Genomic DNA, 20,379 nt, shown 5'->3' on the forward strand with positions numbered 1-20,379 from the left:
AGAGCGCCGTCGTAAGACAGCGCCCGCTTTTCTTCCTATAAGAATCTCCAAATGGATAAGTGCTTAGTGAGGCAGATCGTTGGAAACGACCGTTTGCAGCGTTTTGTTGCTGTCGGCTTCCAGCTCCCAGAACATGACGCCGCGCAGCCCTTTGGACTTCGCATATTCGTTCTTCGCGTGGATCGAAGCCTCGTCCTCGTAAGTGATGAAAATTTTGCTCGTCGGGTTGTACAGGTAAGGAGTCTTGGTCACGTCGTTCCAGTAACGCGTGAAGCCCAGGCCGCCCACTGTATATTTGCCGCTTGCGTCTTTCGTCAGGTAGCCTTTGTTCTGCAGGTACGAGAAGTTGAACGTGGAGCCGTCCGAACCCGTGTTGGAGGAGCCGGAGCAGCTTTGATACAAGCCGTCGCCTTTGGCTCCCGCGTTACAGCCGTTCCAGCCGTAGCCGTAGAACGGTTCGCCTACCGTGATTTTGCTGGCAGGAACGCCTTTGTTCAGGTAGATTTTGACGGCGGAATCCACATTGAACTGCGGAGTGCCCGACGGATCGCTCGGATCGTTGTAAAGCGGTGCTACGTGATTGCTGGAAGTATCCCAAGGACCGTGGAAATCGTAAGTCATGATGTTGATCCAGTCCAGATAGTTCGCAGCTTGGTTGATCCAGTTCGAAGTTCCGCCCGCATCCGCCACGAAAGTGGAATTAGCGCCGGAAGCGATCGTGATATAGTATTGCTTGCCGTCCTTCTGTCCGGCGGTGTCCAGTTGTTGGCGCAGGGTTTGCAGCAGCAGGATGTAGTTGGCTTTATCCGCCGCGCGCTGGCAGGTTTGACCGGAAGCGCACGGTACGCCGATGGCGTTCGGATATTCCCAGTCGATATCAATGCCGTCAAAATTGTACTGGCGGAGCAGGGAAACCGCCGAAGTCGCAAAGTTTTGGCGGGCTGTCGCATCCGCAGCCGTGTTGGAGAACTGGTTGGACCAAGTCCATCCGCCGACTGAGAAGAACAGCTTCAGCTTCGGATTTTTCGTTTTCAGCTGAGCCAGTTTTTTCAGGTTCTCGTAGCCGCCGCCTTCGCCGACATCATCGACATAAGGATCGCCCAGGACGATGGAACCGTTCGGTGCGTTATTGGCGGAGCCGTTGCCTCCCTGGCAAGGCCAAGTCTGCGCGTTCGGGTTTTCCGGATCGCTGGACGGATTGCCGTGTCTGCCGTTCCAGCAGATGTCCAGGAAAGCGTAGTTGATCACCGACACTTTAGTCGGATCAACATTGGCCGGTGTGAAAGAAGGCGTGTTATACGAAGTCCAGCTCGGGAAGTAGCCGATAATCTCGTTGCTTCCGGTCGGCTGAGTCGTCGTCGTTGCCGATACAGCCGCGCTCGCAGGGGACACGTTGCCCGCCGCATCTTTGGCTTTTACGGTAAACGTATACGCCGTGTTCGCCTGAAGGCCCGTCACCGTGTAGCTTGTCGAAGACGTGGAGCCCGCAAGCGCGGTGCCGTTGTACACGTCATAGCTTGCTACCCCGACGTTGTCGGTAGAAGCCGTCCAGCTGAGCGCCACACTGTTAGCGGTTACATTTCCGGCCTTCAAATTAGTCGGCGCGGTCGGCGCCTGCGTATCCGGGGCTGCCGTCGTAACCGTTACCGCCGCGCTGGCCGCAGATACGTTGCCGGCCGCGTCTTTTGCCTTCACGGTAAACGTGTAGGACGTGTTCGGCTGCAGGCCGGTTACCGTATAAGCGGTCGTCGTGGACGTACCGGCCAGAGTCGTGCCGTTATACACGTCGTAACCGCTTACACCAACATTATCGGTAGAAGCCGTCCAACTGAGTGCGACGGAATTCCCCGTTACGGTTCCCGCTTTCAAGCCCGTAGGCGCAGTTGGCGCCTGAGTGTCCGGAGCGGCCGTCGATTTCTTCCAAAGGGCTGGTACGTTCGGCGGTTCCCAGCCTTGCAGTGCCGTATGCGGCTGCACACATTCATAGAGCGTTCCGCTGTAGCTGACGATGTCACCCTTCTTGTAGGCCGTTCCCGGCGCCCAGTCCGACGCGCCCAAAGCGGTCAGCGGCAAGGATACGAGCAGCAGCAGGACGACAAGAGCGAACGCTAATCCTCTTTTTGCTTTTGCATTCATTCGTTAATTCTCTCCCTTCATATTTAGGAAACTTTCCAATCTCCGGACAGCCCGGGTACCCGCAAGGGGGCGCAGGCGGCCCTATACTTTCGTTCGTATCTCGCTCATCAGCCCGTTTTCTTTCGTTTATCTCCTCCTTCGAGTCGCCTGTAAAAGTTAAATGGCTTTAACTTACAGGCTGCAAAATGTGCATCTGCGGATGCATGCGTCCGGGTCAGTTTTATCGCCGCAGTTCTCTTAATACCTAAACAGTTCGACTCTCAACATTTATTTCCTTCCATTTCCAGAAAAATATTTTACCGCCCCGGCTGCGCATCTGCCGCATTGATTTTTTCACGCAACTTAGGTAAACTATTCCCAACTGCATACGATGCGGCCGTGAAGGACCAATAGTACCTGAATTTCCTTCGAATCAGCGATCCGGGAATGGTGGAAGCCCGGGCGAGGAATCAGCGAAACGGCAGTCCGGAGCCGCGTGCGGAAAGAAAGGGGATGCGCCAGCCAGGCGCCATTCGCCGCAATCCGATCCTTTGTCCGATGAGCAAGTGCCGGACGGGCACGGAATGACGGGGAACGGCGGATAGCCGGGCGGAGCATCAACTAGGGTGGAACCGCGGGTGCTCAAGCTCTCGTCCCTAGGCATATCGGATGCCTGTGGGATTGGGGGCTTTTTCGATTGGGCGGCGGAGGGCTCCGTACGGATCTGCGGAGTTTGCCCAGACGGAAATTCCCATGACCCGGGCAGCGATCAGGCGATTTGGCTTGCATCATGTTTTACCCATTCCCGAAATACGCAAAGGAGCGAACAAAAATGAGCGTCAACATGGATCAAATCGTAGCTCTGGCCAAGCACAGAGGTTTTATTTTCCCGGGTTCCGAAATTTACGGCGGCCTGGCCAACACGTGGGATTACGGCCCTCTCGGCGTAGAACTGAAAAACAACGTGAAGCGCGCCTGGTGGAAAAAATTCGTCCAGGAGTCTCCGTACAACGTCGGTCTGGACGCCGCTATCCTGATGAACCCGCAAGCTTGGGTCGCATCCGGCCACGTCGGCAACTTCAACGACCCGATGATCGACTGCAAACAGTGCAAAGCCCGCCACCGCGCGGATAAAATCATCGAAAACGCTTTGGATGCCAAAGGCATCGAGCTCGTGGTGGACGGCTTGTCCTTCGATCAGATGAAAGCTCTGATGGACGAACACGAGATCGCTTGTCCGGATTGCGGCAGCCGCGATTTCACGGACATCCGTCAGTTCAACCTGATGTTCAAGACGTTCCAGGGCGTAACGGAGTCCAGCTCCAACGTCGTTTACATGCGTCCGGAAACGGCGCAGGGTATTTTCGTGAATTTCAAGAACGTACAGCGCACCATGCGCAAAAAGCTTCCGTTCGGTATCGGCCAAATCGGCAAAAGCTTCCGGAACGAAATCACGCCGGGCAACTTCACCTTCCGTACGCGCGAGTTTGAACAGATGGAGCTTGAATTCTTCTGCAAACCGGGCGAGGACATGAAATGGTTCGAATACTGGCGCGCATACTGCCGCGACTGGCTCTTGAATCTCGGCGTGAAAGAAGCCAGCATCCGTCTGCGCGACCACTCCGATGATGAGCTGTCCCACTACAGCAACGCCACGACGGATATCGAGTACCGCTTCCCGTTCGGCTGGGGCGAGCTCTGGGGCATCGCCGACCGCACCGATTACGACCTGAAGCAGCATATGGAACACTCCGGCGAAGATTTCAACTATGTGGATCAGGAAGCGGGCAACGAGAAATACGTGCCGTACTGCATCGAGCCTTCGCTCGGCGCCGACCGCGTCACGCTGGCCTTCCTGATCGATGCCTTCGAAGAGCAGAAGCTGGAAGGCGACGACAGCCGTACCGTGCTTCACCTTCACCCGGCGCTTGCTCCTTTCAAAGCGGCGATCTTCCCGCTTTCCAAGAAGCTGTCCGAAGGCGCGCAGGCGATCTTCTCCGACCTGGCCAAAAGCTTCATGGTCGATTACGACGACACCGGCTCCATCGGCAAGCGTTACCGCCGTCACGATGAGATCGGCACGCCGTTCTGCATCACGTACGACTTCGAGTCCGAACAGGACGGCCAAGTTACCGTGCGCGACCGCGACACGATGGAGCAAACCCGGATGCCGATCAGCGAGCTGAAGGCGTTCATCGAAAGCAAAATTCAGTTCTAAGACAGCATGGAGCTGACTAAAAAGCCCCTTATGGAGCGGAATACAGCCTGAATCGAAAAAGGCTGCGCCCCGCCCCTCAAGGGGCTTCCTACATGAAAAGCCCGGCCATCGCAGGATGCTGCGTCGGCCGGGCTTTTTGCTATGCGGTTTACCAATCCGGTCCTACACCTTGAACTTCGTCAGCGATTCGCTCAACTGGCTGGAAACGTCCTCCAGCTTACCGGACAGGCGTACCAGCCCTTCGCTCACGCTCTGCTGCTCGCTGCTCAGAGAAGCGACTTCTTCGCTTGTCGCGGAAGATTGCTCCGCAACGGCACTCACGTTGGCCATCGCATCGGCAAGCGTCATCTGGGACTCGTTCAGATCATTGATGGAAGTCGAGACCTCATCCAACTGGATGAGCAGATTGTCCATCTCGTTTTTCACGGAAGAGAACATCTGGTTCGCCTCCTTCACCGACTCCGTCTGTTCGCGGAACAGCGGATAAGCGGCCGACAGCGCTTCTACCGTAGCGTCCATCTCGCGCTGAATTTCCTCGGTGATCTGGGCTACATTCACGATCGATTCTCTGGATTGGTCCGCCAGATTGCGGATCTCACCGGCAACAACCATGAACCCCTTGCCCGCCGCTCCGGCGCGCGCCGCTTCAATACTCGCGTTCAACGACAAAATATTCGTCTGCGCGGTGATTTTCGTAAGCACATCCAGAATTTTGCGGATGGAGCTGGTGCTCTGCTTGAGCGTATCGACCCGGTCTACGAGAGAGTGGGTCATCTGCTCGCTTTGCAGGGTTTTCTGCGTCAGCTCATCCATCTGCTCGATGCCCCGCTCGCTCATCTGCTGCACTTCGGAAGTGGCGATAGACATGCGGATGTTTTTCTCGATGACGTATTTCATCTGCTCGGAAATTTTCGAAGTCAGATCGTTTCCGTTCTCAGCCGCAACCGCCAGGCTTGTCGCCCCTCCGGCGATATCTTCCGTAGCCGTCGCGATTTCTCGCGCCGAAAGCGCGGTTTTCTTGGATGCGTCCGTAAGCTCCCGCGCCGTTTCGAGCACGCTGTCCGCCGAACGGTTCGACTGATTGACGAGATCCGTGATTTTGCTCATCATGCCGTTAAAGCTCTTGCCAACTTGGCCGATCTCATCCTGACGTTGCGTGAAGAGAGTGCGTACCGCCAGGTTGCCCTTCTCCCCTTCGTTCATCAGATGCCCCAGCTCGACCAGCGGTTTACCGATCATGCGGCTCATCAGCCAGCCGACCACGACGGCGAGCAAGGCGGAAATAATCGCCACCCAGACGGTCAGTACGAAAATACCGTTCGCCTTTTCCGTAATTTCATCGAGCGGCGCAAAGCCGTAGATGAGCCATCCCGTCTGTTTGCTTTTTGTATAAACGATCAGATTCTGTTCCCCGTTCACATCCGCCTTCGTGCGCCCCTGATCCTGCAGCTGGCCTTCCAGTTTAACCTGTACTTCCTTGCCGATCATGTCGGCTTTCTCGGTCACCATCAGCTGCTGTTTGGCATTCATCGCTTCGATCCTGCCCGTTTGTCCGACGTGGACGCTGGAAAGCTGGTTGTAGAGATAGTCCGTCTTAATCTCAAGCAGGACCATATAATTCCCTTGTCCGTAATCGTTCTTCATTACACGCGCGACACCGAATGTAGGGAAGGAAAGCTGTGTAAAATAGCCGTTGATTTTCGAATCGAACCAGACGGCCTTACCGTCTCCATCCTTCACGCTCTTAATGAGAGCGGCATTCTCCTGAATCAGCTTTTCCTGACCGTAACCGGTAGGAACCCCTTTTTCCGTGACCGGAATAATGTAAATGCCCGCCAGATTCTCATCCGTTTGCGAGTACTTTTTGAGGTTGCTGTCCAAGTTCATCCGGGCGATGGCGATATCTGAATCGGATATATTCGGACGAGCAAGCTGGTCCACCGAAGCCCCGACCGTTTTGTCGATCATGATATCCAGCGACATCTTCTCGTAAGTTCGGAAGAGAAAATCGAGTTTTTCCCCCGTCTGGATTACGGTTTGCTGAGCCGCTTTCGACACTTCTTCTTCCACGACGCTTCTGGAAGTCTGATAAGACAGCGTTCCCACAATCAGAACGGCGATCAGAATACTGAGAAAAAAGATGACGAACAGCTTCGTTCCTACGGCTTTAAGCACGGGAACCGAAGTGCCTGCTCTTCCCGGGCCGGAAGGGCCGCCCGCCGCAGACTTGTTAGGCGCAAGGTTCTGTATCTTTTTGACCGCGCTCCGCCAGCCTCCGGCTGCTTTCTCACTCCACTTGTTACTCATAGCAACTCCCCATTTGTCAGAATGATTTTGTATTGTAAATATTCACCTTTTGTATATATCGGCGCTTGGGGTTTTAATTATGAACCTATTTTTCGGCAAAATTTTTCGGATTCGACGAATGCGCGGAACCGCGGCGCAGCCGCCCCCAAAGTTAACAAACGGAGGGAGAAGTGCTATAATGGCAAGGATCATATACAAAAATCGAGGGATGAATTTGTCGAAAAAAAGAACCGCCATAGCGGTATTTTGCCTGGCCGCCCTTCTCCTGGCAGTCGGAGCGGCAGCCTTCCTCACAGGGAAGAAAGAGCAGGTCCGCCTGCTGTACGCAACCGGCGGCGATCGCTATGATACGGCGGCATTCGAACAGTTCCGGCAGTCGCTGGCGGCGAATCTGGAGCTTGAACGGAAGCCGATGGATGAAGTGTCGGCCCGCAAGCTGCAATCGTACGATGCGGTCGTGCCGGATCCGGAGCTCGCAAACATACCCGACAACGGATACATCCAGAAGCTCCAGGACTATGTGCAAAACGGAGGGCATTTGCTTCTCGACAATGCGTTCGCAAGCAAGTTTCCCGCCGATTTTCTGGGAGCCTATCAGACGCAGCTCATAGCGCCGCCGCAGGCCAAACCGCAGTTTCAATATCCGGCCGTGCCGGTGAACGCTCAAGGCATGCAGGAAGTCATCAAACTTTTCAGCGATAATTTCTTCAAACGGGAAACGATGGAAAATCTTCCGGGCTTCTATTGGGGCTACGGCCTTGATCCTTCAACGGCGCAGCCGCTGGTTACGCTGAACGGACAAGCGCTCGTCGCCGTCAATAAGGTCGGCAAAGGAACGGTACTCCTGAGCAGCACCTTCCTGCCTAACCGGTACTTTATTACGGGCTACGATCTTCAAAGCGGCATGGACCCCGCGCAGGGGTTCGGCAGCCTGGCCGCCAAGTACGATCAGCAGCGGAGCCTGAAACCGGGCACCGCCTATTTCGACAAGAAAGACCTGAAGCTGGAGCCCTACTTCAACTTCGCTTTCTCGGCGGCCAACGCCCAGTTCCGCACGGAATTTGTCACTTACGTGTCCAAGGAAACCTTCGGGTACAGCGTGACCAAAGTACTCGGGCCTTACGGGCGTCCGGCCATGTCCTACCAGAACCATTTCGAGGCCATGCCGGCGTTCAAGGACAAGGAAGCGATCCAATGGGCGGAGCTGACGAAGAAGTACAATCAGATCCCGTCCTTCTCGCTGGTCCGCTCCGCCTTCTATTGGGGACAGTGGAAAGAGAGCGTCTCCGTCCACCTGAACGGCGGATCCAACGAGAAGCCGCAGTTCAGCGGGGAATCGCCCGCTTCCTACTACAGCAGCGGCATGCATCTGCAGTCCGAGGAAGGCGCCATACGCTTGGCGGAGTATCCGGACTACAAATCGCTGGCCGATCCCGTAGAAGGCCCGTACCGGCTCGTACCGGCGTTCGCGGACATCAACGGGGACGGGAAGGAAGCCCTTCTCGCCGGCAGCAGCGACGGATACGTCTACGTGTATCCGAACCTCGGGCCGAAGCCGGAAGCTTACGAGCGCGATCCCGCACCGGGCGGCCTCAAGCTGCCGGATGTGTACGGCAAGCCGGAAAAGCTGCTGCTGACGAATGGCCAGCCGCTCAAAACCGGTCCGCATGCTTCCGTGCATGCGGTGGACTGGAACGCCGATGGGAAGATCGACCTTCTCGTCAGCGATGCCACCGGGGCCGTGCAGATCGCGCTCGGCCAAGGCGGCGGGCGGTTCGCAACGCCAACCGCCCTGCAGGACCCGTCCGGGCCTATCAAGGTGCCCGGACCGGCTCTCGCGGCCGCGGGAGATCTCCGCGGCCAAGGCTTTCCGGACCTGATCGTCGGAGACGCCGACGGCAAGGTCCGGGTGTACCGCGCGCCGCAGGCAGGCGCGCTGCGCCTCTCCGCCGGCGCCGTAGTCGCGGACGTCGGCGCCAAGTACGCCGCGCCGTCCGTCCGTGACATGGACGGCGACGGCCGGGCGGACCTCGTTGTCGGCAGCAACGAGGGGGATCTGCGCGTGTTCCGCCAGGAAAGCGGCGGAACCTTCACCGCCCAGGGAAGCGTAAACGGCGCCACGCTGAATCAGATGGGCACGAACGCCCTGGTCGGCGGGCACAACTCCGTGCCGGTCTGGCACGATGTGAATCACGACGGTGTCGTAGACCTGATCGTCGGACAGCTGGAGTTCGGCTCGCCCGTTCCGGTTGATTCGCCGGCCTTCCCTTACAAGGCGGAACTGCAGGAGTTCCTGCAGTATACGAAGCAGAATCATCTCGAATTGTATCCGCACATTTATGTGCACAATTTCGTCAGCGACGCCCAGGAGAAGCAGGAGATCGCTCTGCACAAACAGGCGTTCGAGAAGCTCGGCCTCCCTTGGACAATGACCGGAACGAACCAGCACACCTGGCGGATCAATTTCCCGGACCGGCTCCAGACGCTTCGTAACGAGAACGAGCAGGGAATCTGGTTCAACTTCGGCTTCACGCCGTCTCACACGCCTACGGAGCCCCGGCTCGGTACGGATTACATCTGGGGGCTTCCTTTCCTGCTGACGAAGGACAAGAGCGGCAGCGGTCAGCCTATGCTGATTTACACGCCGGCTCCGGTGCTTCGCAAAACGGGCGAAAGCTCTACGGTCGATATTTACGATTCTTATATCAAGCGCGATATGCCCATTGATTATTTCGAACACATCGAGTATCACTTCCCTGCTCGCGTAGGGGAGCTGGAGGAATTCGCTTCCTTCCTCGATGACATTCGGAATCAGTACGATTATAACTTTATGACGGAAACCCAAATGGCCCGTTCCTTCCTGACTACCTTGACAACACAGGTTACCGTGAAGCGCACCTGGGCCGACTATATCATGGATGAAGTGAAAGACCGCATTTCCGGCAAAGGCCTTCATCTGTCTCTCACGATCGGGGCGGATACGTCCGCCGTGCCGAAACAGGCGGCCGAGTACGCCAATACGCCTGGCGTGGTGGTGGAAAAAGGCGAGAAATACGCGCCTTACTCCCTTGCCGCCAAGTCCGACGTATACACCGAACGCGGCGGCAAGCTGTACCTTGGCCTTGCCCGCGAGGCGCAGCTTCATATCGGCAAGCCTGCCGGGGAAGCTCACATTGTCCGTGCCAATGTGCCGTTCGAGCTGGATACCCGCGAGAGCGGCGCCTGGAAGCTCAATTTGCAGGCGGCCGGTCTGCAGCAAATCAAGATCTACAGCCCGTCCGGGCTGACGATACCGGGAAATCCGGCAGATATCAAGCTTGAACAGGATGCGGCAACCGGCATGTATACACTTACGCGTTACGGAGATAAGACGACCATAAGCCTGTCTCTTAAAAAATAACCGGAGGGGCCGGTTAACGCCGTCCCGCTCCCGAGTACAGCCGGTGCCTGCCGTTCCTACGGCCCATCCGGCTGTACGCCTTCTTTACACCAATCTATTCCTGCCTGGGAGGCCCGACTGACTATGGAAGAAATCATAAAGCAGCTGGAAGAACACATCAGAAGCCGTTATGAGATTGAAGAAGACGACGACGATTTCGGCGTAGACGTTCATCTGTTCGATTACGGCTTTATCGACTCGATGGGCGCCACGGCGCTGATCGCTCATATCGAGCAAACGTACGGCATTCAAGTGACGAACCAGGATCTTATGCTGTACCCGATGAACACCGTTCGCGAGATCGCTCAATTCATTTCCACGAAAACCGGGAGGTAACACCATGGAATGCAAAATATCGCTGGAACGGCTTTCCGAAAGCCAGCACGGACAGGTTAAATACGCATCCGCTTTCGTGGATGAGCACATTCAGGAAATTTCCCTCGAAGACGGCTATCTCCGGATTGTTCATACGTCCCCGAACGGCGACGAGGCGATTCGCGAACGTGTTGAGCGTCTTATCGAACGCTTCTCCAAGGGCGACTTCGGCTTTAAAGAAAACGTCCTGTTCCGCAACGAAGTTTCCGTTCCATACAGCGGCGACATTATCCGCGAACTCGTGGAAAGCAAGAGCATTAAGGTGCTGGAGCCGGGCCTGTTTATTTTCCGCGAGCCGTTCTCCTCTCTCATGCGCTTTCTCGACTATTCGTTCGTTACGAAGATTGCGAACCGCTTCCAGGTGAAGGAAGAGTCTTACCCGGCCGTGATTCACTCCGAGACCTTGAACAAAACGAATCACTTCACTTCGTTTCCGGAGCACATCCATTTCCTCACGCACCTGCGCGAAGATTTGGATGTGATCGAATCCTTCTCCGACTCAATCCGTGCTACCGGCGGCTGGAAGGACGAGCTTCCGCTCGATCTGAACGCCACCATGCCGAAGCCGAAATTTACGATGAACCCGTCCACGTGCTACCACTGCTATGAAGGCCTGCAGGGTGAGACTCTCGAAGGAGACGGAATCGTAGTAACGGCTGTCGCGAAGTGTCACCGGTTCGAGTCTAAGAACCACACCGATTTCGGCCGCCTGCTCGATTTCTCGATGCGGGAAATTATTTTTGTGGGAAAACCGGATTTCGTGAAGGAAAATCGCCTGAAATCCATCGAATACATTAAAGAGCTTGCCGTAGAGTGGGAAGTGGACAGCTTGCTTGAAATTGCGAACGATCCGTTTTTCACCAACGATTTTCAGGTAAAAGCGTCCTTCCAGCGCAACCAGGAGATGAAATACGAGTTGCGTTTGACGATTCCTTATCTGGACAAGTCCATCGCCTGCAGTTCCGTAAACTTCCACAGCAACACTTTCGGCAACGCCTTCGACATCAAAGTAGGCAAACGTGCCGCCGTTACCGGCTGCGTAGGATTCGGCATCGAGCGCTGGGCGTTCGCATTCCTTGCTCAATACGGCATGGATGAAGCCGACTGGCCGGCGTCTTTCCGTGAGCAGTACCATGTTTGGCAACAAAAATCCCTATAAAGAGTGATCGTGTGAACATACTCGCTTTTTTCAAGAAGAACAGCTTCGTTCTGGGGCTGCTTCTTATTTTTGTGGTCGCTGAAGCTCTCGTCATGTGGTGGAATCCTCTGGAGACGAGCCGCCGGTTCGGCAAGGACGACTTTACGAAGACGCTCTACCATCACGGCTGGTCGCGCAGCGGAGCCGTATTTTACGGCAATTCCTCCGTTACGGGGGCTTATATCGAGGAGAAGTCGGCAGCCAAGCTGGTCGAAATGGGCTTATCCTACGGGAAGCTGACGGATTTGCAGCAGATTCTTCAGCGCGGCCTGTACACCGTGAAAGATGAGCTGGTAATCGGAATCGATGTGCATACGCTGCTGGACAAAATGGAAACCGACTACCGGTTTCCGTGGAACAAGCCTTGGTACAAACCGTACGTATACGCGTACCGGGCGGACTTTCTGGATGCGGGTAAGGAACTGGTCCGCAATCTGGCTTTTCGGGGGAGTCTCGCTTATGAGCCCCGCTGGATCGACAAGGAACTTTATCACGGTTACGCTACAGAAGAGGCGATGACCAAAAGCTGGGCCCGGTACGAGAAGGATTACAACTGGATGACGCTCAAGGACATGCGGGACAATCTGGACGCGCTCCAGTGGATACTGGGTTACAGCCGGGAGAAAGGGGTCCCGCTCCGCGTCGTTTGGATGCCGTTCCGCCAGGATCACGCAAAGCCTCCTTACACCGCTGCCATGAAACAGGAAGTGAATGCGCGTCTTAAAGCCGCGGACGTTCCCGTGCTTGATCTCATGGACCGCTACGAGCCCAAGTACTTTCACGACCTCGTACACCTTAACCGGGAGGAAGGGGCTCCCCTGTTTACGAAGGAGGTTGACGAATGGCTGCTTTCTTTAAGAAAACCTTCGAAATCCTGATTTATGTAGGAATGCTTTATTTGGTGCTCGTTTATTTTACCGGGCAAGGTTTGTTTATTTACGAAGGGTTTTAGCTCCAGCCTCTTGGGGCTTTACCTGTCCGCTTATGTATCGACCCACTCATTCTCCGTCCGTTGAAGGAGTCCTGTTATGTTTTATTTGAACATGAACGCGCTGCTCGCCATGTGCGGCATGGTGTTCGTGCTGATGGCGACGAGAAAGTGGCCGCAGAACAAACGCATCCTGATGCTGCTGTTCAACCTCGGCTTTCTTTTTCTGTGGAGCGGCAAACTGTTTGCGTTCTATATCGCCTATACGCTGCTTAATTATATATTCTTCGTCTATTTGTGCCGTACGCCCGTCTGGCAGAAATTCGCGTTCGCGCTGTTCATTCTCGCCAACATAGGCGCCGTAATCCTGTTTCACATGCTCGGCAAGCAGGGCTCGGTTTCACTCCTGGCAGACGGCGTGATGACTCTCGGCATCATGTTCAACGTTCTAAAAATTATCGATGCGCTGTATTTCGCTTATTTCTTCGGCAAAGACGGCCAAGCCAAGGTTATCGACTACGTGAACTATATTTTGTTCGTCCCCACTTTTACTTCGGGACCGATCTTAAAGTTCCGGGATTTCATGGCCGATGTGAAAGTGCCGTACAAAGTGGATGCCCCCCAGTTTGAGGCGGGCGTCAAGCGGATTATTTTGGGCCTTTTCAAAAAAGTCGTCGTGGTCGTCTGGATGACCGATCTGTTCAACAAAGTGATGGACCAGGAGCTTCATACCCATCAGAGCCTTTTCTTGATGATCTGGTTCTACCTGATGATTTACATGGACTTCTCGGGCTATTCGGATATCGCCGTCGGCTTCGGCCGTCTGATGGGCTTCACGATTCCCGAAAACTTCAAGAAACCGTTCCTCTCTCCCACTCTTACTCAGTTTTGGCGCAATTGGCATGCCACCTTGGGAGATTGGTTCCGCGATCATATCTTCATTTTCTTTTCCCGCAAAACGCCATCCAAGCTCATGACCGCCGGTCTTTCGATCTTCATTATGACGCTGATGGGACTGTGGCACGGCTTCTCGTGGCTGTTTCTGATTTACGGGGTTTATCACGGGGTCATTATCGCGATCGAGAACCTGCTTGGCAAGACGACCGTCATCCGCAGAAAGGTTTCCAAGCCTTACTTCTACATGCGATGCCTGCTGACCCAAGCTCTTGTCGTCGCTGCCATTATCATTAATTTGAATAACCCCGACGTGGTTATGCGCATTTACAAAGGTCTTTTCCATCTCCCCTTTTAATGGGAGGCAGATGGGAAGACCTTTTTATTTTTCGGAAATGAAGCAGGCCGGGTTTCCCTGGCGGAACTTGTTTCCGCGGCCCGCTTCATTTCCGGGCAAAGCGGTGATATAATGAGTGTACGCGCGTTCTTTTTATAATCCGTGGAGGTGTACAAAAATGAAACTAGGCGTGTTTGCCGTCCTTTTCGGACAAAAACCTCTAGAAGAAGCACTCGATTACATTGCAGAAAAAGGCCTTGAAGCCGTTGAAATCGGTACCGGCGGTTACCCGGGCAATGCTCACTGCAAGCCCGAAGAACTGCTTGCCGACGAAAGCAAGCTAAAGGCATTTAAACATGCGTTCGACTCCCGCGGCCTGACGATTTCCGCGCTCAGCTGCCACGGTAACCCGCTTCATCCTCAAAAGGCGGTAGCCAAACAGTTCCACGACGATTTTATCCGTACGCTAGAACTGGCTGAAAAGCTTGAAGTCCCTGTCGTAAACGGATTTTCCGGCTGCCCGGGCGATCACGAGGATGCCAAATATCCGAACTGGCCCGTAGCTCCCTGGCCGAACGATTTCCAGGAGATTCTCGACTGGCAGTGGACGAATAAAGTTATCCCTTACTGGACCGAAACCGGTAAATTCGCTTCGGACCGCGGCGTGAAAATCGCCCTTGAGCTGCACGGCGGTTTCTCCGTTCATACACCGGGCACCCTGCTCCGTCTGCGTGAAGCGGCCGGTGAAGTAATCGGCGCGAACCTGGATCCGAGCCACATGTGGTGGCAGGGGATCGACCCGGTTCAAGCCGTTCAAATTCTCGGCCGTGAAAATGCGATCCATCATTTCCATGCCAAGGATACTTCGATCGATCCGATCAACGTGAATAAGCACGGCATCACGGATATGCAGTCCTACTCGCTTATGCTGGATCGCGCTTGGCAGTTCCGTACCGTCGGCTACGGCCACGATATGAAGACATGGGCGGATATCATCAGCGCCCTGCGTCTGGTCGGTTACGACTACGTCGTGAGCATTGAGCACGAAGACGGGCTGATGTCGGTTAACGAAGGCTTCACGAAAGCCGTCGAGAACCTGCAGCAAATTCTTATCAAAGAACCGCTCGGCGACATGTGGTGGGTGTAACTAAACAAAAAGAAAAGCCTCTTATCGGAAGATAAGGGGCTTTTCTTCATGCGCTGCATATTTGTAAGCGGCAGCTTGTTACCAGCCTTTGATCATGACGACATCCATGAAAAGGAATACAACCAAGCTAACCAACGCAAATGCGATCGCGAAAACGTTTTTTCTTTTGGCCGCGAACAGACGGACCAGACCGATTGCGATCAGGATCGTAAAAATGATCACAAATGGATCGAATCCGGAAAAACTGGATGCTTGTGCTGCCTCTTCTGCAAATAACATTGTGAGAGACCTCCTTCATTTATCCAACCAGGTAACTTAACGAAATAGCCTTTTACTCTCTATGTTAGCTCTATCGGAGTGAAGATGCAAGGCCCTAGTCTTGATGTTAACAAGTTTGTCACGATTTATTCATTTCTATGAATAGGGAGGGTAATTATAAACAAAACCTGTCTCTTTCATAATAATTGTTTATACCAGCTTTTGCCCTGTACGGATTTACGCCCTGACCTAAATATGATACGATCAACCTATCCTATATCACACTTTTTCTATCGGAATTACGTATAAAAAGGGAGGTCCCACACATGGCTTATCAACCGATCTGGGCTCAAGACACGTCGAAGCTGAACAAGATGGAACTCGTCAAGCTTCAAAAAGACGGACTCGATGTGATTCGTACCATTATTGAAAAGTATGCTCTGGAAGGATACGATTCCATTCCTGAAGACGATATGAATTTGTTCAAATGGGCCGGTGTTTATCAGCAGAAGCCCAAGGACGGCCATTTTATGATGCGCGTCCGCATCAACTCCGGCGTATTGACCAGCGCTCAAGCTCGTGCTCTCGCCGGCATTGCGGAAGATTACGGACGGAATCTGGTTGACGTCACCACGCGTCAGGCGATCCAGTTCCACTGGTTGACCGTTGAGAACCTTCCCGATATCTTCAAAAGGCTGGAAGAAGTCGGCCTTTATTCTTATGAAGCTTGCGGCGACTGCCCACGTACGATTGTCGGCAATCCGCTGGCAGGTATCGATCCCGACGAGCTTATGGACACGACTGCCCTGGTAAATGAAGTAAACGATTTCTTCCTGATGAACAAGGATTTCTCCAATCTGCCGCGTAAATATAAAATGTCGATTTCCAGCAACGTCTATAACTCCGCACATGCCGAAATTAACTGCCTCGGTTTTACACCGGCCGTTAAAATCATTGACGGAGAAGAAGTACTCGGCTTCCACGCTTGGGTCGGCGGCGGTCTTTCCGCAAAGCCCCATCTGGCCAAGCAGCTTGACCTCTTCGTGCGTCCGGAAGAGGTGCTGAAAGTCGCTACCGCGGTCACGGTTATTTTCCGTGACTTCGGCTATCGCGAGAAGCGCCATCATGCGCGCCTGAAATTTCTCGTGGCCGATTGGGGCCCGGAGAAATTCCTGGCGAAGCTCATCGAGCTGACCGGACCTATGCCGACCCGCGGAGAGGAGAAAGTCGTCGGCTGGACAGCCGCATATTTTGACGGCGTTCACCCTCAAAAGCAGGATGGCTACAGCTACATCGGCTTGAACGTTCCGGTAGGCCGTCTCAATGCGGAAGAGCTGCGCGAGCTGGCCCGCATCTCGGACCAGTACGGCCAAGGCACGATCCGCACGACCATGTCCCAGAACATCATTCTATCCGATATCCCGAACGACCGGGTGGACGACGTTCTTCAGGAAACGGTGCTGCAGCGTCTGACGCCGTTCCCGAAACGCTTCATGAGCCGGACGGTATCGTGCACAGGCAACGAATTCTGCAACCTGGCGATCGTCGAAACCAAAGAACGCGCACGCCGCGTTGCCGAGTACCTGGACGCCAGTGTGGACCTGGACGAAGAAGTCCGCATCCATTTCATCGGCTGCCCGAACGCCTGCGGCCAGAAGCAAATCGCGGACATCGGCTTGCAGGGTACGCTCGTTAAAACGCCGGATGGCCCGGTAGATGCGTTCGATATCGCGGTCGGCGGTATCCTCGGCCCCGGCGCCCAGTTTAACACCGGACTGAAAGGCCGTGTTAAAGGAGACGATGTAGGCCCGGTGCTCGCCGAGCTTATCCGTTTCTACAAGGAAAATCGCAGCCCCGAGGAAACGTTCCATCAATTCTTCCTTCGCGTAGGTGCACCTGCATTCCAGGCGAAATTGACGGAAATCCTTACGGTAGCTTCTTAATTCGAAACGGGCAGGATCGTCCCAAAGTGATCCTGCCCGTTTTTCTTTATTTACTTGCCACCCAACGCAAAAGAAGCAGGAGCAAAGCGAATCGCCGCTTTGTTCCTGCTTCCTTTTTGCTTCGAGGCAAGGTGCCTAAGAGTACGCTTGCCTTAGCTGACCGCGTCCTCCAGCAGTTCCTTCGCGCGCTCGGCGTAGTCGTCCGAACGCTTGCGGTCACGGTCCAATACCGGCTTGAGGTATTGGCCGGTATAGGAGCCTTCGACCTTGACGACGGCTTCCGGAGTACCGGCTGCGACGATTTCACCGCCGCGGCTGCCTCCCTCTGGGCCCAGATCGATCAAATAGTCGGCTGTTTTGATTACGTCCAGGTTATGCTCGATAACCAGAACCGAATCGCCGTTCTCAACTAGACGGTGAAGCACTTTCAGCAGCCGGTCGATATCGTGAATATGCAGACCCGTTGTCGGCTCATCCAGGATATAGATCGTCTTGCCTGTACTGCGGCGGTAAAGCTCCGCCGCCAGCTTCACACGCTGGGCTTCCCCCCCGGACAAAGTCGTTCCGGGCTGTCCGAGCTTCATGTAACCCAAGCCTACATCGAGAAGGGTATAAAGCTTGCGGTGAATCCGCGGTATATTCTCAAAGAATCCGCAAGCATCTTCTATCGTCATATCCAGGATATCGGAGATGCTTTTGCCTTTATAGTTGACTTCAAGCGTTTCACGGTTATATCGTTTGCCTTTGCAGACTTCACACGGCACATAGACGTCCGGAAGGAAGTGCATCTCGATTTTGATAATCCCGTCGCCTCTGCATGCCTCGCAGCGTCCGCCCTTCACGTTAAAGCTGAAACGGCCCTTCTTATAACCACGGATTTTCGCTTCCGTCGTGGAAGCAAAGAGATCCCGGATATCATCGAAGACTCCCGTATACGTTGCCGGGTTGGAACGGGGCGTCCGTCCGATTGGCGATTGATCGATATCAATTACCTTGTCCACGTGCTCCAGACCCTTCATTTCACGGTACAGACCCGGACGCACTTTGGCTTTGTTAAGATCGCGTGCCAGTGTCTTATACAGGATCTCGTTAATCAAGGTACTTTTACCCGATCCCGATACGCCCGTTACGCACGTAAATACACCCAGCGGGAATTTCACGCTTACGTTGCGCAGGTTATTTTCCTTGGCTCCTTTAATCTCGAGCCATTTTCCGTTCGGCTTGCGCCGTTCCGCCGGAATCGGAATGAATTTTTTACCGCTCAAATACTGGCCCGTCAGGGAGTTGTCATTGTTCATGATCTCTTCCGGCGTACCTTGAGCGATGATTTGTCCGCCGTGAATACCCGCACCCGGACCGATATCGATGATATAATCGGAAGCCATCATAGTGTCTTCGTCATGTTCCACAACGATCAGCGTGTTGCCCAGATTTCTCATATGCTCCAGCGTCTGAATCAGGCGTGTATTATCACGCTGGTGGAGACCGATACTCGGCTCGTCCAGAATGTAGAGGACACCCATCAGCGATGACCCGATTTGGGTAGCAAGCCGGATACGCTGGGCCTCGCCCCCGGATAACGTTCCCGCTGCCCGGTGCAGAGTCAAGTAATCCAGTCCTACATTTACCAGAAATCCTAGGCGTGCTTTGATTTCTTTAAGAATCAGGTGGGCGATGGTCCGCTCTTTCTCGGACAGTCCTCCATCCAGATCCTCAAACCAGTTCTGAGCGCCTCCGATAGAGAGCTCTGTCGCATGGGCAATGTTGGTTCCCCCTACCGTTACGGCAAGGGTTTCCGGTTTAAGCCGCTGTCCTTTACATTTCGGACATGGCTTGGAGCTCATGTACGCCTCAATGTGTTCCCGGATTCCATCCGAGAAAGTGTCGCGATAACGGCGCTCCAAATTCCTTACGATGCCCTCAAACGGCACGTAAGCGTCCTTGACGGTTCCGAATTCATTCTGATAACGGAAGCGGACACGCTGTCCGTCTGTGCCATACAGAATGATTTTGAACTGCTCTTGGCTCAGTTCCGACACCGGAACATCCATCGGAATCTGGTAGTGGCTGCAAACGGCCGCCAGGAATTGAGGGTAGTAAGTGGATGTGCTTCCCGCCCAAGCTTCAAAAGCTCCCTGGTTGATCGTCTTGTTCGGATCAGACACCAGAAGATCCGGATCTACAATCATCTGGCTGCCGAGACCGTCACACTCCGGGCAGGCTCCGAACGGGCTGTTGAAGGAAAACATACGCGGAGACAATTCATCAATGCTGAACCCGCACTCCGGGCAGGCTAAATTCTGGCTGAAGAGCAGTTCTTCCTGGTCGATAATATCGACGATAATGCGGCCTTCGGACAGCTTCAGCGCCGTCTCTAGGGAATCCGCCAACCGGCTTTGAACATCGTCTTTAACGACGATACGGTCAACAACGACTTCAATGTTGTGCTTTTTGTTCTTCTCCAGCGTAATCTTGTCGGAGAGATCCATGATTTCTCCGTTAACACGCACGCGGACAAAGCCCTGCTTCTGAATATCGGCCAGCAGCTTGGTGTGCTCGCCTTTCCGTCCGGAAACAAGGGGAGCCAGGATTTGCAGCTTCGTCCGTTCCGGATATTCCATCACCCGGTCGACCATTTGTTCGACCGTCTGGGAAGTAATCTCAATGCCGTGTACGGGGCAGTGCGGTTTCCCGATACGCGCGAAGAGAAGACGCAGGTAATCGTAAATCTCCGTAACGGTTCCAACCGTAGAACGGGGATTCCGGCTGGTGGTCTTCTGGTCGATCGAGATCGCCGGTGAAAGCCCTTCGATGGAATCGACGTCCGGCTTGTCCATTTGTCCCAAAAATTGCCGCGCATAAGCAGACAGCGATTCAACGTAACGGCGCTGTCCTTCCGCATAAATGGTATCGAAGGCCAGGGACGACTTCCCGGAACCGCTGAGTCCCGTAAGCACGACGAACTTGTCGCGCGGAATGGTCACATCAATGTTTTTCAGATTGTGTGCCCGTGCCCCTTTAATGACTATGTTTTCTCTGGCCACCTTGTACGTACACCCTCTCTATTCGCAGGCCGTCCAGTCCTTTCCCCGGAACATCTGAAAGGTTCCTTCCCGGGTTCTAAGGCTGAGCTTCCTGTTAGTTAATCTCTTTGATACTCCACACACTTCAAAATCCAGTCTCTATGGTCTGTTCCGGCTTCTACATACCGACTCTTCGA

12 protein-coding genes are annotated in these 20,379 nt (G+C 54.3%); 8 read left to right on the forward strand and 4 right to left on the reverse strand.

What is annotated here, in order from left to right; translation table 11 throughout:
* Positions 1 to 63: 63 nt before the first annotated feature.
* Positions 64 to 2,136 (reverse strand): glycosyl hydrolase family 18 protein, encoded by a 2,073-nt coding sequence (locus tag ACI48J_RS25680; protein ID WP_405080843.1) that lies wholly within the window; start codon positions 2,134 to 2,136, stop codon positions 64 to 66.
* A gap of 811 nt (positions 2,137 to 2,947) precedes the next feature.
* Here ACI48J_RS25680 and ACI48J_RS25685 point away from each other — a divergent pair.
* Positions 2,948 to 4,333: a glycine--tRNA ligase gene (locus ACI48J_RS25685; RefSeq protein WP_009677029.1), complete on the forward strand. Its 1,386-nt coding sequence runs from the start codon at positions 2,948 to 2,950 to the stop codon at positions 4,331 to 4,333.
* A 162-nt stretch (positions 4,334 to 4,495) separates the two neighbouring features.
* Here the strand turns inward: ACI48J_RS25685 and ACI48J_RS25690 are convergent, their stop codons facing one another.
* On the reverse strand, positions 4,496 to 6,640 hold the full coding sequence (locus tag ACI48J_RS25690) for a methyl-accepting chemotaxis protein (protein ID WP_326057152.1): 2,145 nt from the start codon (positions 6,638 to 6,640) through the stop codon (positions 4,496 to 4,498).
* A 178-nt stretch (positions 6,641 to 6,818) separates the two neighbouring features.
* Between ACI48J_RS25690 and ACI48J_RS25695 the strand changes: the two genes are divergently transcribed.
* The 6 genes from ACI48J_RS25695 to ACI48J_RS25720 all read left to right on the forward strand — a co-directional run bounded on the left by ACI48J_RS25695 (position 6,819) and on the right by ACI48J_RS25720 (position 14,958).
* Positions 6,819 to 10,040 (forward strand): FG-GAP-like repeat-containing protein, encoded by a 3,222-nt coding sequence (locus tag ACI48J_RS25695; RefSeq protein WP_405080844.1) that lies wholly within the window; start codon positions 6,819 to 6,821, stop codon positions 10,038 to 10,040.
* A gap of 123 nt (positions 10,041 to 10,163) precedes the next feature.
* Positions 10,164 to 10,415, forward strand: coding sequence for an acyl carrier protein (locus ACI48J_RS25700; protein WP_009677019.1), 252 nt, complete (start codon positions 10,164 to 10,166; stop codon positions 10,413 to 10,415).
* 4 nt (positions 10,416 to 10,419) lie between these two features.
* A complete protein-coding gene (locus tag ACI48J_RS25705) occupies positions 10,420 to 11,613 on the forward strand; it encodes a hypothetical protein (RefSeq protein ID WP_405080845.1) in 1,194 nt (397 codons plus the stop codon).
* 11 nt (positions 11,614 to 11,624) lie between these two features.
* A complete protein-coding gene (locus ACI48J_RS25710; protein ID WP_405080847.1) occupies positions 11,625 to 12,530 on the forward strand; it encodes a hypothetical protein in 906 nt (301 codons plus the stop codon).
* A gap of 150 nt (positions 12,531 to 12,680) precedes the next feature.
* The gene (locus ACI48J_RS25715) at positions 12,681 to 13,832 is read left to right on the forward strand and encodes an MBOAT family O-acyltransferase (RefSeq protein ID WP_405080848.1); all 1,152 of its coding nucleotides are present in this window, start codon (positions 12,681 to 12,683) and stop codon (positions 13,830 to 13,832) included.
* A 157-nt stretch (positions 13,833 to 13,989) separates the two neighbouring features.
* The gene (locus ACI48J_RS25720; protein WP_009677027.1) at positions 13,990 to 14,958 is read left to right on the forward strand and encodes a sugar phosphate isomerase/epimerase; all 969 of its coding nucleotides are present in this window, start codon (positions 13,990 to 13,992) and stop codon (positions 14,956 to 14,958) included.
* 78 nt (positions 14,959 to 15,036) lie between these two features.
* On the opposite strand, the gene ACI48J_RS25725 is transcribed toward ACI48J_RS25720, so the two are convergent.
* On the reverse strand, positions 15,037 to 15,237 hold the full coding sequence (locus ACI48J_RS25725) for a DUF2759 family protein (RefSeq protein ID WP_326050701.1): 201 nt from the start codon (positions 15,235 to 15,237) through the stop codon (positions 15,037 to 15,039).
* 305 nt (positions 15,238 to 15,542) lie between these two features.
* Between ACI48J_RS25725 and ACI48J_RS25730 the strand changes: the two genes are divergently transcribed.
* On the forward strand, positions 15,543 to 17,159 hold the full coding sequence (locus ACI48J_RS25730) for a nitrite/sulfite reductase (RefSeq protein WP_405080850.1): 1,617 nt from the start codon (positions 15,543 to 15,545) through the stop codon (positions 17,157 to 17,159).
* A gap of 152 nt (positions 17,160 to 17,311) precedes the next feature.
* Here the strand turns inward: ACI48J_RS25730 and uvrA are convergent, their stop codons facing one another.
* Complete coding sequence (gene uvrA / locus ACI48J_RS25735) at positions 17,312 to 20,203, reverse strand: excinuclease ABC subunit UvrA (protein ID WP_405080851.1); 2,892 nt, start codon at positions 20,201 to 20,203, stop codon at positions 17,312 to 17,314.
* Between the last annotated feature and the right edge of the window lie 176 nt (positions 20,204 to 20,379).

The sequence above is a fragment of the Paenibacillus chitinolyticus genome, assembly GCF_045038035.1.
Taxonomy (GTDB): domain Bacteria; phylum Bacillota; class Bacilli; order Paenibacillales; family NBRC-103111; genus Paenibacillus_F; species Paenibacillus_F chitinolyticus_A.